Raw genomic sequence first — 13238 nt, forward strand, 5'->3', positions numbered from 1 at the left:
CCAAAAATAAAACCCGTTCTCAATTAAAAACCGCTATAGTGCTGATTTTTTGCTAGTTGTCCGTGCCTGCGATCGCATAGCTACCAAATACTTTTAAAGTTTCGGTAAACTCCAATAGTTCGTGCAGAGCCGATTGGACTCGTTCTTCTTCTACTGCTGCTTCAATATCGATAAAGAAGATGTAGTCGCCCAAGGTTTTTTTGGCTGGACGCGATTCAATACGGCTCATGTTAATGTTGCGATCGGCAAATACGGATAATGGGCGCACCAGCGCGCCGGGAATATTCTGTTTAGTACTGAAAGCAAGCGATGTATGCGTACCGCGAGTCGTCGGTGGGGTTAGTCCTAGAACCCAAAATCGCGTGCAATTGTCGGGGTAGTCGTTGATCGGAGAGGCTAATATCGGCAGATCGTGCAATTCGGCGGCGCGTTGCGAAGCGATCGCAGCTACGGTGGAGTCGTTAGCGACAAACTTTAGACCCTCCGTAGTTGAATCGGTTGGGATAATCTGTACTTGAGGAAGAAAGCGTTCTAGCCATTGCTGACACTGGGCAAGTGCTTGGGGATGCGAGTAGACAACCTTAACCTGGTTAACTTCTGAAGCGAGCGCAATCAGAGCATGGTTAATGGGAAGTTCTAACGCCTGTTGAATTTGCAGTTTATCCCATTGCCAAATACCATCTAGGGTCATCGTCACGCCGCCTTGAATCGAGTTCTCCACTGGGGCAACAGCAACATCGACCTCACCTGTAGCTGCGGCTCTCATAGCTTGCGCGATCGTGGGATAGGGACAGAGCTGGGAATTATCAAAGCGATCGTCTGGGTTGCTATAGCATAACTTTAAATACAGCAGCGCTGCTGCTTCGGCATAGGTACCAGGTGGGCCAAGGTAAGCAATTGATGGCATAAATAATGATGAAACATGCGAAAAGCGCCACTAATATAGCATTCGGATGAATCCGATCGCCATCAGCGGGGATGGCAAAAGCTAAGCAGACTTCGTTTGTGTAGGCGCGAATTTATTCGCCAGCGCCCATCAACTGTTGTCAGTCAACCAGCACCTCTTATAGCCGTAGACAGATCTGTTAGGACAGGGGGTGTGGGAGCTGCGCCCCCACACAGGGGTTCCACCCCTACACCCACCCCGTCCTAAGCCTATTGGCTATAGCTATAACTCTGAAAAATAGCAATTGTAGTGCTAGCTAAATTAGGTGGCGCATGATAGACTATCGCCCGAGTTTCTACCTCACGTCTTCGCTTGCAAATTTGGGTGCAATTAATGCTTATGCTGAGAAATTATGCTAAAAGTTTGTTCGTAGTTTTGGGGCTAGGTCTAGCGTCATTAGCTAGTACAACAACTGTTGCCGCCCAAAATTCTTCTTTCCCTCAGGATGCCGGAACTCCAAGCCCCAGCAGCTATAATGCGGCTAGTCAATATTTGGTCTACGTACCGAATACCGATCCCGCAACCGTACAGCAGGTTAAAGCGATCGCGCCCGAAGCTTTTCGGAGCCAGCTCAGTTCTGGTGAAATGGTGATGCAGATCGGTCGATTCAATAATATGAATCTGGCCCAACATCGAGTTGAAGAGTTAAAAAGTGCTGGCATCATCGCGCAGGTAACTCAAGTCTCAACCAAGTTGGCTACCGCACCGAGTAGTTTCCCAACCGCTACACATCCAACTGCAACACCACCAATTACCCAAGCCCCACTACCAAGCAATCCTAATACTGGCATACCGAGTCCTAGCGATAATGTCTCGGCACTGCCAGGAGTTCCTTCCACGCCGAATCAAGGTCAAACTATTGATATCTCCCGACCTGGGCAGACTGTCTCCCCAGATACTTCCACTGCTGTCAATCCACCACCAACACTTTCGCGCAATCGCTATTTCGTGATCGTGCCTTCCTCCGTAGAATCAGTGCTGCAAAAAGTGCGAACCATTGCACCAAATGCTCGCTTGACGGCTTCCGAACGAGGAACTTACATTGAGGCACAGGGATTCCCAGATCGCGGGAGCGCAGAGGCATTGAACACAACTATGCGATCGCAAGGGTTAGATTCTCGCGTGATCTATTTCTAGCGAGTTATAACAAGCGAGTCTCTATTGGCTACCCCTCTTTTCTTGAAGTCCGCGCAGGCGGACTTTGCTTGTGTAGCCGCGACTTTCAGTCGCCAGGCAATATTAGGAATAATTAACCCGGACTTAGTATTACAACCATTTTGTTAGAAGATATCGGTCATGGTCGATGAATCCCGATCTCCGATACAAAGCCTGAGCGTAGGTATTTTCGCGCTCTACCTCTAAATGCAAAGCTTGAATGCCTTGGGTCCGACAAATCTCCTCAGCCAACTTTAAACTCTTCTTTCCTACACCTTGTCCGCGATACTTCTCCTGAATATAGATTTCATCAACGAAAGCATCGCGCCCGCGAAACTCTAAGCTGAAACCAAATGTCACGACTAGATAGCCAGCGATCTCGTTGTTAATATAGATCAAGTGGATCTGACCATACGCATCGTTGTCAAAGATGAGTTTTAGTGTCGAGCGGGCAGCCTTTTCCTCGAAGGGTAAACGTTCGTGTGCGTAGAGTTCGCTCATCAAATTGACAAGTATCTCTGTATTTGAAGCAGATGCAAGCTTGAAGACAGGTTCCATATCTAAGAGTTTACCAGTAGTTCCTACGGGCGATCGCCATGCCAAACAAAATTTCCCTGCTGCTAGCTTCTATCTACCTATTTACAGGAGCTTCCAGCGCTTATGCCGATTCTAAAGATTGGCTCGAACTTAGTCGGAGTTCCAATGGCATCATCTATATGGGTAGCAAGCCGTCAAGAGTTCCGAAGCAACGAGATCTTGTCAACTACTCTGCTCTAATCGTACCCATCAAACCATTTGAAGGGGTGATGTACAGCGCCATGATTCAATTTCGAGGTTCTTGTAAAGCGCCCCAATTTACAAAAGTGCAGAGCGTATCAGCTTTTGATGCCAAGGGCAATCCTTTATTTGATGTATCTGCTACTTTACTCGGTAGCAAGGTATCTACGTTTGAAACTATGTCTCCTGGAAATGGTAACGATCTTTTGTTGCGCAAAGCCTGCGAGATGAGCAACAAGTAGGTTTCGAGCAATCAAATAAAAATAACGCTTAAGAAGCATAAAAGCCCTGCCAAGCAGAGCTTTTACTTTTGTAATTTGTCAGTGTATTAACAGGTTTAACGAACCGTCAAATCTAGCGGTGCTGAGTTTGCAATGGGCGTAACATCCAAAACCGCTGACTTGGCGGACTGCAAGAATTTAGTTTCTTGGACTGACTGGTTTGACGCTGTAAATAGCGGATTGGAGGCAATACCAGCAAGACTGGTAAATACCAGCGTCAAGACGATCGCTACTTGTAGCGGTCTCATGCCGATTGCCGACCAGGCTTTACCACCTGTGAGATCGGGGTAGTTTTGCACGGAAACAGACATCTCGGTAGGTTCCTTCACCACCATCATCTTGATCACGCGGATGTAGTAGTAAATGGAAACCACGCTCATGACTAGTGCCAAAATCACCAGACCATATGCTTTGGCTTGCCAGCCTGCCCAGAAAATATACAGCTTACCGAAAAAGCCTGCCAGAGGAGGAATGCCACCCAGAGATAGCAAGGAAATACTCAAAGCCAGGGTCAAGAGCGGATCTTTTTGATATAAGCCGCTGTATTCGCTAATCTGGTCGGTGCCCGTGCGCAGAGAGAATAGGATGACGCAGGCAAACGCTCCCATATTCATGAACAGATAAACCAGCGTGTAAAAAACCATGCTGGAGTAACCAGATTCCGTGCCAATCAGTAGACCGAGCATCACGAATCCTGCCTGCCCGATGGAGGAATAGGCAAGCATGCGCTTCATACTGGTTTGGGCGATCGCCACCACATTGCCCAGCACCATACTGAGAATGGTTAAAACTACAAACACGTAATGCCACTGCTCCGTGATGTTGGGGAACACCGTCACCATAAACCGGATCGCAAGTGCAAATCCCGCCACCTTAGAGCCAATCGACAGAAAAGCGACAACAGGCGTAGGCGAGCCTTCATACACATCCGGCGTCCACTGGTGAAAAGGAACTGCCGAAAGCTTAAAGGCAATACCCGCAACCACAAAAACCATTGCTAAAATTAAACTGATGCCGCTGTGTGGCAGCTTAGCTGCAATATCGATCAGGTTCGTCTCTCCACCAGAGAGGCCGTACAGTAAAGACATGCCATACAGGAATATGGCAGAGCTGGAGGCCCCAACTAACAGGTATTTCAGTGCAGCTTCATTAGAACGAGGGTCGCGCTTTGTATAGCCCGTGAGCAAATAAGAGGAAATACTCAGGGTTTCCAGGGCAACAAATATCATCACCATCTCGTTAGAACCAGCCAGGAACATACCACCTAAGGTTGCTGCTAACAGGATGTTGATATACTCAGCTAGCACGACTCTTGCTTGGTGCAGATAGCTGACTGAAATCAAAATTGTCAACAGGGCTGAAAGAGCAATGATGATACGGAAGATAATGCTGAGTTTATCGCCGTAGAAACTACCAATAAATGAAGCAGGATTATCTAAACTCGTCCATTGCCAATAGAGGGCAGCCACAGCTCCTACCAAACCAATGCTTGCCACGTAGGGCAGGAATTTAGCTGATTGGGCACTAGTGATAATCAGATCGATCGTTAGCACCACAACAAGCGTTGCAGTCACGATCAGCTCAGGTAATATGACACCAGCATTAAGCAGGGTGCTGAGATTTGCAAAATCCATTTTTTTTTAACTTTATCTCTCATCAAGCATTCTAGCTGCGAAGTGCGTCAATTTTTGCAACAAAAAGTAATAATTACCTAAATTTAAGGCACATGCAGGGATGCAATTATTCTATGGTTGGGATAGGGTTTGTTTATGGGGGTAACGAATCGCCAATGCGCCTTACCTCTGGTTAATTGCCTCGGATAAATGATCTGCTACGGCTTGCACGGAGGCGATCGCTCGTTCGTAGGCTAAACGGGTAGGGCCGAGCACGCTCACACTGCCCGCTACCGTACTTTCATTATTATTGAAATTACTGTAGGTGCAGGAAATCAAGGTACAGTTTTGAATTGGTTCCAGGCTGATTTCGGAGCCGATTTTCACCTTAACTCGCCTGCGATCGTTGGTTGAGTCTGGTTGCTCGAAAATTAATGGAAATAGATCGGCTTGATTTTCCTCTAGCAACTGCACGATCGCTTTTACCTGACTGAGCTGGCTAAACTCGGGTTGGCGCAACAATTCCGTCAAACCGCTGATAAAAATCTGCCCCATTTCCGGTGGGTTGCAAGCACGGGTTAGTTCTCGTAAGGGCTGCTCCAGGACAGTAGCGTATTTGCGAAATTGAGCGTCCAGGTCGAGCCAGTTCAGGTTAGCCAGGTCATGCCACTGGCGATCGCGTAAGTGCGCGTTTAAGAATTTATTGAGTATCTGCAGTTCCTCGCTTAGAGAACTGGTATCAGGAGAGGCAGGTAGATCGACTAACACCGAAGCCGTGTGATAGGAATCGCTAACGGCAACGATCGTGACTTTGCTAGCGTCGATCTCGATCAGTTGAATGTGGCGAATTTTAGAGGAATGTACGTGCGGAGCCGTGATTAGGGCAATACAGCCGCTCAATGTTGCCAAAATATGTGCCACGCTACGCAAGAGCATTTCAAGGCTGCAATTTTCCGTTAAATGCATCGACTGCGACAGTTGCTGGTGCATATGAGACGACAAATCGTCAGGGGGGCTAATTAGATCGTCTACGTAAACCCTATAACCCGAGTGTGAAGGAATTCGTCCGGCGGAGGTATGGGGTTGATAGAGTAAGCCAAATTTATCCAGCACACCCATAACATTACGAATAGTGGCAGCACTGATATCAAATTTATATTCCTCTACCAAAACTTTAGAACCAACTGGTTCAGCCGTAGCAATATAGTGATTCACCGTTGCCCAAAGCACCTTTTGTTCTCTAGTGGTTAAGTTTGCCTTCGTAATGTTTGAGGAGCTTTGCACCATTGAACGCACCATTAAAAATTGCCAAAAACAAAAAAATAATTAAAAAAGCTTTAATGATTAATAGAATAACCAGATTCGGTGGAAATTAGGTACTTGACGAACATTAAGAACTTTAAAATCTTAGGACTGCCGAGCGCGATCCCAAGCTCGACGCGAGCAAAAGTTGTGCTACGGTGTCAGTACGGTTTCAGCGCCTAAGATACTTAAATTATGCTCTTAATTATGCTTCTGAATACGTGCAAAAAAGCTACCATTAACTAACCGCAAGCAACTAGCAATAGAACCCGGCCAACTACGCTATAAAAAACACAGCAAGAAGGTATAACAACATTTAAGGGTCTTAGTAGGGAAAAACAGGTTTTTTAGATGAATAGAGACGATCAATCCACTCAAGTTCCACAACTCTACCTTTGGGCAGTAGGGCTAGATGTCGAAGCATTTCCCCCAGGCAAGATGTTGGGCGATCGCTACCTCATACACGATTCTCAAGTGGTAATCGACACGCAACAATACCGTTTACCTGAAAGTCCTGACGAGATTCCCTCCTATGTTGTCTCTTACCTGAAGCTGTCAAGATTGCCCCTGCACTTACCCCGACCCTATGGGTTATTGCGATGGGGTCAGGAACTTAGCTTATCTGAGGTTTTGCTCTTAGAAAATATCCCGGTCAGTGTAGATGGACATCTGCTGCCAACCTTAGCATCAAGTTGGGCAAAGGCTTCGGCATTAAGGCAAATCAACTGGCTGTGGCAAGTTTTGCAACTTTGGCAGCCTTTAGCCGAACAAAATATGACCCGGACGTTGCTCAAAAGTGACCTGTTGCGGGTGGATGGATCCTGGGTACGCCTGCTGGAATTGCAAGCCGACGTGACTGAGGCAGAACCTTCACAGTTAGGCGATCTGTGGAAAGAATGGTTACCTCAAGCGCAGCCGGAAATTGCCGAGTCGCTGGCCGATTGCGTTTATGCCCTGGCTCGCAAGGCTGTGGATGTCAATGAAGCGATCGCTCAGTTAGATGAATTGGCTAATGCCCAATTCCAAACTAAACCCTTCTCGGTGCGGGTTGCCAGCGGCACCGACCAGGGCCCCAGCCGCGATCACAATGAAGATACATGCTATCCCGATCCCAAGCAACAGGATCGAATGCAACACAATGAATTCCTGCGCGATCGCGTCGCTATCATTTGCGATGGCCTGGGCGGTCATGAAGGCGGTGAAGTAGCTAGCACCATGGCTATTAAAACCATCGAGCAACAGCTCCAAATTCTCTTACATCAAGTCGAGAGCGACTCAGAGCCGTTCTCTCCCGCCGCCTTTTCCAGACAACTGGAGTCAATCATCAGAGTCGTTAATAATCAAATCGTAGCGCTTAACGACCAGCAGCAGCGCCAGGCACAACAGCGCATGGGTACTACCCTGGTAATGGCGGTCATACCGCGCTCGCAGGGACAGGTCTGCAATCAAGTTTACATCGTCCATGTCGGAGATAGCCGGATCTATTGGGTAAGTCCGCAGAACTGCAGACAGGTTACGCTCGACGATGATGTAGCTACCCGCGAATCTGTTTTGGGATACAACTTTTACATTTATTCGCACCAGCGCGTTGATGGTGGAGCGCTAATTCAAGCTTTAGGTACCAGAGCTTCGGATAACCTCGTGCCCAGGATTCAACGCTTCCAAATTGATGAAGACTGCCTGCTCCTGTTGTGCTCCGATGGCTTGAGCGATTTCGAGCGCGTCAACGAACTATACGATAGCCACATTCGACCGATTCTGACAGATAACTTACTGCTGGGGTCGGCTTGTCGAAGTCTAATTAACGAAGCAAACACTCGTAACGGTCATGACAATGTTACTGTAGCTTTGATGCGCTGTCGTCTTACGCCGTTGGATCCCAATGATGATATACAGTTGGACAATGTTGAGGATAGCGTTCCTACGGAAATACCCAGCGTTCCCACCGTAATTCCGGCAGATTACGCAGTTAATAGCGAACCAAGTAGCAACGTTGAGAATTTTGCAGGCGATGTTAAAAGCGATGTCGAAGACATCAACCCCAAGGCATATCAAGCCACAGACATCCTTCCACAAAAACAAACGGGAGAATCCGAAGATATCAATCTGGACGAAACAGAGGAGGATGAAGATGATTCTGAAGACTCTAGCGCACCAGAGCAAACAAGTTTGATATCAATTATCCTCATCGTGGTAATTGCTTTTCTGATGGGCTGTGGTATCTTTGCTGCCATCCAGACCCCCTTTGTCAAACAGTTAATGCAACCTCAAAGTACACCTCAGGTTCCCCAAAAATAACACCTGACAAGAAAAGGATGGCTTTGGCAACCTCCATTCAACCATAAACTTATAACAAGGCACCACCACAACTCGAACCACTGCCTGCCGTGCAGCCATAGCAATAGGATGCCGTTTGCACTGTTGAAATTAGATCTAGATTATCCAACTCCAATAACTTGCTGATACTAAGTAATTCCCCATTCCCAGCCCTAGCTGGCAAACCCACCATCTGATTAAAATCGCAATCGTAGACATTACCGAGATAATCGATGGATAATTCATTCCGACACATCAAATTCTCAACTGTCTGTTCGTTAAAGTTGGACTCCAGAAACTCCAGATAGGGTTGATACAGGTTGAGGCGTTCTAGGTGTAACCCAGTGCGACCTATAGGCAAATTGGTAATCGCAAACAGGCGATTGAAGTCGATCCCGTAATGCTCCCGCAAGTGCGCTTTGTAGTCCTGCTCCAGTTTGCTTTGGTTAGGAGCAAGCGAGAACTTTGTCGATACAGGTAGTGGTGGATTGTAAACCAGATCGAGAACTAAATTCGGATTCGTACCATAACCCAGTCTATTAAGCCATTGGAGCGCTCGAATTGAGTCGTGGAATACGCCCTTCCCTCGCATTTTATCGACATTATCTTCCAGGTAGCAGGGTAGAGAAGCTACAACTCTTAGTTGAAGTTCGGCGCAATATTCCGGCAAATCGCCGTAGCCATCCTCAAAGTAAATAGTCAAGTTAGAGCGGACGATTACTTCTTTATTCAAGGCTCTGGCAGCGGCGGCGATCGCTCTAAATCCATAGTTCATCTCCGGTGCCCCCCCTGTGAGATCTACGGTTTGAATCTGGGGAAATTTTTGGATGAGGGTAATTAACTGTTCGCAAATCTGAGGCGATAACTCTTCTGTGCGCTTGGGGCTAGCTTCGACATGGCAATGATTGCAGGTAATATTACAGCGCCTACCGAGATTAATCTGCAAGACCGTTATCTTTTGTTTAGTGAGAGGAACACCGAGCTTTTGGTCAAATGGCGTGGTGTTATTTACTGTTTGCAAGTGCATTTCTGTTTAAGAATATCAATCTTGATTTGGATCTAAAGCCTGGAGGAGGGCTTCAAACTTAATCGCAGTTTCATCAAATTCGGCATCCAACTGCGAGTCAGAGACAATGCCTGCCCCTGCATAAATCCTGGCTTTGTTATCGCTAAAATATCCAGAGCGAATACCGACAGCAAACGCGCCTTCGCCATTACTATTCACCCACCCAATGGGAGCGGCGTACCAGCCGCGATCGCACACTTCCCACTCCCGCATCAGATGTAATGCCGTGGCTTTAGGATCGCCACCCACGGCAGCGGTGGGATGGAGTTGTGCCAGCACGTCAAACGCTGCCAACCAATTTGTATTAGCTAATTCCGCCACGATCGGCGTGTACAGGTGCTGCACGTTGGATAACTTCAGTAATTTTGGTGGTTGCAGAGGGTGCAGGTTAGCCCCCACCTTATGCAAGCAGTTGCAGATAGATTCGATCACGATTTCGTGTTCGCTGCGATCCTTATGACTGTTGAGGAGGCGATCGCCCAACTGCACGTCCGCATCGGCAGACGAACTGCGCTCGATCGAACCTGCCACTGCTTCGCTACTAAGCAGCAAGCCACCATCGCGGGTCTGAAATTTCAGTAACATCTCTGGCGTAGCTCCTAGAAATGCCGTTCCCATACCAAAATCAACCAAAAAAGCGATGCACTCAGGGTAGCTCTGTCGCAGGCGATCCAGTATTTCTAACGGATCGTAGTTTCGGCTGGCAGTCACCTCTAAGGCTCTTGCCAAAACTACTTTATCTAGCTTGCCGCACCGAATGCGATCTACCGCCTGCTGCACTATATCTGCCCAGGGCAAATCCCCGACGATTTCGGCAATTTGTAATTCACCGGGCAGTTGGTTTTGGGATGGATCGAGCAATTGACTGAGGGAGTGCGATTGGGCAAAGATCGCGCTTCGCGATCGCCCCGTTACCATCTTTGGCTGAAAATCTTGACGCAGGTAGGCGATCGATTGCTGCATCGATACTTCAATATCCTCTGGATCGTCCAGGGGATAGACACAATGATTAATCGTTAATGTCGGATCCGACAACGCACCGCCTGCATCTATTGTTGTTTGCCGCATCAACCATTGCGGAATAAACAGCTTCACCGCCGGAAACCCATACCAGGTTTCTCGATCGACATCATGGAAGGAAAACCCACCCAATACATAAGCACCCGGCAATACCCCCCGATCGGCTCCTGGCTCGACTAAATTAGGTTCCCCACCTACAACCGCATGGGTTAGATAGCGTTGGGCAAAACGCTTGGCCAGGTCAAATCTTAAATCTGGCTGCTCTAGAGTGGCAGCGCGATCTGTATCTGCAACCATACCGCCTGCCGCCAAAGTGAGTCCCTGTTCTGGCTGCTGCCAATAAAACCTGTATTGCCCCACCTTATGCTTGGCAGCTAGAAATGCTAGAGGGTCTACGTGCTGCCATGCCTGCGTATAGCTAAGGATTATCGGCTGCTCCAGATGCTTAGCGCGAGCGATCGCCACTCTAATCAAATCTTGCAGAGACGCGGGATGGGTGATAGGTTTGACGATTCGCTGCTCCAGTTGCATAAAAACATTTTAATGCCCATCCTGCGCAAGAATTCACTATCTACTGAAAAATTACCTACACCTATGCCCCAAATCCCGTCGGCTTAGCAAATTTATGCCAGATGGCAAGGCCACCTCGATCGTTACCCGCCGCCAGTTTGCACTGCTGGGGATGCCATTGCAAGCAAGTAATTTCCGAGGTCGAGGCATCAATTGACTGCTGCCAATCCGACGCATCTTGCCACAAGCTAATGATGCCATCCTCCCCGGCTGAGGCCAACAAATTTGTATGGGGTTGAAACTGCACCAGATTGACATTGCCAACATGCCCTCGCAGCACTTCGCCTTCCCAACCAATATTGGGGTTGGCGTGCTTGCGCCAAACTACCGCCTCATCGCCGCTAGTAGTCACCAAAATCGGCTCTGCTCCTGCCTGTAATTCAGACCAGGCAAATGCCCTGATCTTGCCCGGAAATCCTTGCATGCGCCAGGGTTGCGGGTCAAAGTTCCTACCCAGCCACTGGATCAACACCACAGTTTTATCGAGTGTATTAGCGGCCAGGTATTGCCCTGTGCTATCCCACGCTATAACGCCCGTAGCAGTGGGCATTTCAAAGTAAATCGGATCTTCGTACCAGTCCGATACCTGCCACATTTTAATACCCTGATAACCGCCGACAGCCAACCAGTCACCGCTGGGGTGCCAACTCAGCGCCAGTACGGATGAAGCATCAAAATTCACCGTTGTCACGATATCCTGACTTTCAGCACTCCAAACCTGGACGTATTTGCCCAAACTAAACGCGAATTCGGCGCGGCTGGGGTGCCAAGCCAGGCGATCGATCCATTCATTTCCCTGTTCTAGCGTAGTAACGAGTTGAAATTCATTATTTTCCACCTGCCACAAATAAATTTTGCCATTTTGACCCGCCGCCGCCAGCCATTTGCCATCCGCTGAGAATCCCACGCAGTCTATAGACTCATCAGTTGGCGATCGCAGAGCAGTCAATCTCTGAGCCAATGGCTTACTTTCCTGGTAAATGACAACCTCGCCCGCCGCTGTCGTCCCCGCCAGGAATTGTCCGTTGGGCGACCAGGCGATCGCCGTGACATATTCGCCCAAAGTCTCTTGCCACTGGGGTTTAGGCGTTAATATTTGCTGTTTCCTGGCGATCGGCATACTAGCAAGACGTGCAATATTGTGAGGTGCATTATTCACTGTAGCAGGGATAATTCGTATGGATTGGGTATTAACTATAGCAATCCTATTTCATGCGTAAATACCTGTAGGGGTTAGTGCCCCCGTGCCTACCCCATCCGCTGTGGCGATTCCCTTCAGGATGCGTACCGCCGTGGAGGGATTGCCCCTCCACGATGCGATCGGAATAATTTGCAAACCATTTAGGATTGCTACATCAAACTTCAGGCAGTTTGTAACGCGATATAACGGCTCAAATCAGCGGCGGCAGATAACCTTGAAGCACCAGCGTCTTTCGTCCGTTCGCTGCCACGCAGTGTTAGCTGGCGGTTCAAGGGAATAACTCAAAGTAATTGCAGTGACTTGGACGTATAATCGAAAAATCTCGGCGATCGAGCGTATAAACACGAGTAATATCAAGCCTTTCAGCTATAGCAACGATCGCCGCATCGGTAAAATCAAGCTGATTATCAGAATACTGCTCCAAGATCTGATGCACTCGTACCAAATCTTCTGTGGTCACAGACTCAACCTGAACCGCATCAGGTGTGATATTGGATACAAAACATCGCCTTGGTCAGTTAGCGCAAACAAAAAAGTGGTGTCGAGGAGTGCTGTCATGCCGTTTCACTCGGCTTGAGACTCCAGCCATAAATCGGATCGATTTCGTTACGTAGAATCTCCTCATCTCGTTCTGAAACATCAGGTTGTCCAGAGTTACCCAAACCTGCAATTGCAACTAGAAAGTTGGAAGCACTATTACTATAATCTCTTCGCAAAATTGACTTGTAACGAAGATAATCAAGAAAACTAGCAAGTTCAAGCAAAGCTTCATCAGGGAGGGTACTGACTACCTCAATTAGCTTTTGTCGTTCTACAATAATTCCGTCCATCGCTAAACCTTAAGGAAAGGGATTGTCCCTATTTTACTCCCTCACTGAAGGACATGGTCGATCCGACCATAGTTACCCAACAGACCAGTTCCAAGCACTGTCTCCGCTCAAAAAATGAGCCAGCTAACGTCCCCGTTCACCCGCCGCTAGTAATCTTTCGG

12 protein-coding genes are annotated in these 13238 nt (G+C 48.1%); 3 read left to right on the plus strand and 9 right to left on the minus strand.

The window, feature by feature from the left end:
- Positions 1–52 precede the first annotated feature (52 nt).
- Positions 53–907, minus strand: coding sequence for a prephenate dehydratase (gene pheA / locus PSE6802_RS0109820; protein ID WP_019499886.1), 855 nt, complete (start codon positions 905–907; stop codon positions 53–55).
- Between the two features lie 378 nt (positions 908–1285).
- Between pheA and PSE6802_RS0109825 the strand changes: the two genes are divergently transcribed.
- Complete coding sequence (locus PSE6802_RS0109825) at positions 1286–2083, plus strand: hypothetical protein (protein ID WP_019499887.1); 798 nt, start codon at positions 1286–1288, stop codon at positions 2081–2083.
- 129 nt (positions 2084–2212) lie between these two features.
- On the opposite strand, the gene PSE6802_RS0109830 is transcribed toward PSE6802_RS0109825, so the two are convergent.
- Positions 2213–2704 carry a GNAT family N-acetyltransferase gene (locus PSE6802_RS0109830; protein WP_202950697.1) on the minus strand — a complete coding sequence of 164 codons (492 nt, stop codon included), beginning with the start codon at positions 2702–2704 and terminating at the stop codon, positions 2213–2215.
- Between PSE6802_RS0109830 and PSE6802_RS0109835 the strand changes: the two genes are divergently transcribed.
- Positions 2698–3120, plus strand: coding sequence for a hypothetical protein (locus PSE6802_RS0109835; RefSeq protein WP_019499889.1), 423 nt, complete (start codon positions 2698–2700; stop codon positions 3118–3120). The two genes, PSE6802_RS0109830 and PSE6802_RS0109835, sit on opposite strands and share 7 nt — an antisense overlap.
- 95 nt (positions 3121–3215) lie before the next feature.
- Here PSE6802_RS0109835 and PSE6802_RS0109840 read toward each other — a convergent pair whose 3' ends face one another.
- Together PSE6802_RS0109840 and hrcA are read right to left on the minus strand one after the other, a co-directional pair.
- Positions 3216–4793 carry an NAD(P)H-quinone oxidoreductase subunit N gene (locus PSE6802_RS0109840; protein WP_019499890.1) on the minus strand — a complete coding sequence of 526 codons (1578 nt, stop codon included), beginning with the start codon at positions 4791–4793 and terminating at the stop codon, positions 3216–3218.
- Between the two features lie 162 nt (positions 4794–4955).
- Positions 4956–6071, minus strand: coding sequence for a heat-inducible transcriptional repressor HrcA (hrcA, locus tag PSE6802_RS0109845; protein WP_019499891.1), 1116 nt, complete (start codon positions 6069–6071; stop codon positions 4956–4958).
- Positions 6072–6425: 354 nt separating this feature from the next.
- Here hrcA and PSE6802_RS0109850 point away from each other — a divergent pair, with 354 nt between their 5' ends.
- Positions 6426–8372 (plus strand): PP2C family protein-serine/threonine phosphatase, encoded by a 1947-nt coding sequence (locus tag PSE6802_RS0109850; RefSeq protein WP_019499892.1) that lies wholly within the window; start codon positions 6426–6428, stop codon positions 8370–8372.
- A gap of 49 nt (positions 8373–8421) precedes the next feature.
- On the opposite strand, the gene arsS is transcribed toward PSE6802_RS0109850, so the two are convergent.
- From arsS to PSE6802_RS0109870, 5 genes are all read right to left on the minus strand, one after another.
- On the minus strand, positions 8422–9417 hold the full coding sequence (gene arsS / locus PSE6802_RS0109855) for an arsenosugar biosynthesis radical SAM (seleno)protein ArsS (RefSeq protein WP_019499893.1): 996 nt from the start codon (positions 9415–9417) through the stop codon (positions 8422–8424).
- A gap of 15 nt (positions 9418–9432) precedes the next feature.
- Positions 9433–11007, minus strand: a complete 1575-nt coding sequence (locus PSE6802_RS30940) for an isochorismate synthase (RefSeq protein WP_019499894.1) — start codon at positions 11005–11007, stop codon at positions 9433–9435.
- A gap of 61 nt (positions 11008–11068) precedes the next feature.
- Positions 11069–12205 (minus strand): WD40 repeat domain-containing protein, encoded by a 1137-nt coding sequence (locus PSE6802_RS0109865; protein ID WP_225902663.1) that lies wholly within the window; start codon positions 12203–12205, stop codon positions 11069–11071.
- A gap of 310 nt (positions 12206–12515) precedes the next feature.
- Positions 12516–12707: a PIN domain-containing protein gene (locus tag PSE6802_RS31875; protein WP_019499896.1), complete on the minus strand. Its 192-nt coding sequence runs from the start codon at positions 12705–12707 to the stop codon at positions 12516–12518.
- A gap of 94 nt (positions 12708–12801) precedes the next feature.
- Positions 12802–13077, minus strand: coding sequence for a hypothetical protein (locus PSE6802_RS0109870; RefSeq protein WP_019499897.1), 276 nt, complete (start codon positions 13075–13077; stop codon positions 12802–12804).
- Between the last annotated feature and the right edge of the window lie 161 nt (positions 13078–13238).

This window comes from Pseudanabaena sp. PCC 6802 (assembly GCF_000332175.1).
Lineage (GTDB): Bacteria > Cyanobacteriota > Cyanobacteriia > Pseudanabaenales > Pseudanabaenaceae > PCC-6802.

Coding starts and splice junctions, on each gene's coding strand:
- PSE6802_RS0109870 (WP_019499897.1), bottom strand. CDS start 13,077: ATGGACGGAATTATTGTAGAACGACAAAAGCTAATTGAGGTAGTCAGT.
- PSE6802_RS30940 (WP_019499894.1), bottom strand. CDS start 11,007: ATGCAACTGGAGCAGCGAATCGTCAAACCTATCACCCATCCCGCGTCT.
- hrcA (WP_019499891.1), bottom strand. CDS start 6,071: ATGGTGCGTTCAATGGTGCAAAGCTCCTCAAACATTACGAAGGCAAAC.
- pheA (WP_019499886.1), bottom strand. CDS start 907: ATGCCATCAATTGCTTACCTTGGCCCACCTGGTACCTATGCCGAAGCA.
- PSE6802_RS0109835 (WP_019499889.1), top strand. CDS start 2,698: ATGCCAAACAAAATTTCCCTGCTGCTAGCTTCTATCTACCTATTTACA.
- arsS (WP_019499893.1), bottom strand. CDS start 9,417: ATGCACTTGCAAACAGTAAATAACACCACGCCATTTGACCAAAAGCTC.
- PSE6802_RS0109825 (WP_019499887.1), top strand. CDS start 1,286: ATGCTGAGAAATTATGCTAAAAGTTTGTTCGTAGTTTTGGGGCTAGGT.
- PSE6802_RS0109840 (WP_019499890.1), bottom strand. CDS start 4,793: ATGGATTTTGCAAATCTCAGCACCCTGCTTAATGCTGGTGTCATATTA.
- PSE6802_RS0109850 (WP_019499892.1), top strand. CDS start 6,426: ATGAATAGAGACGATCAATCCACTCAAGTTCCACAACTCTACCTTTGG.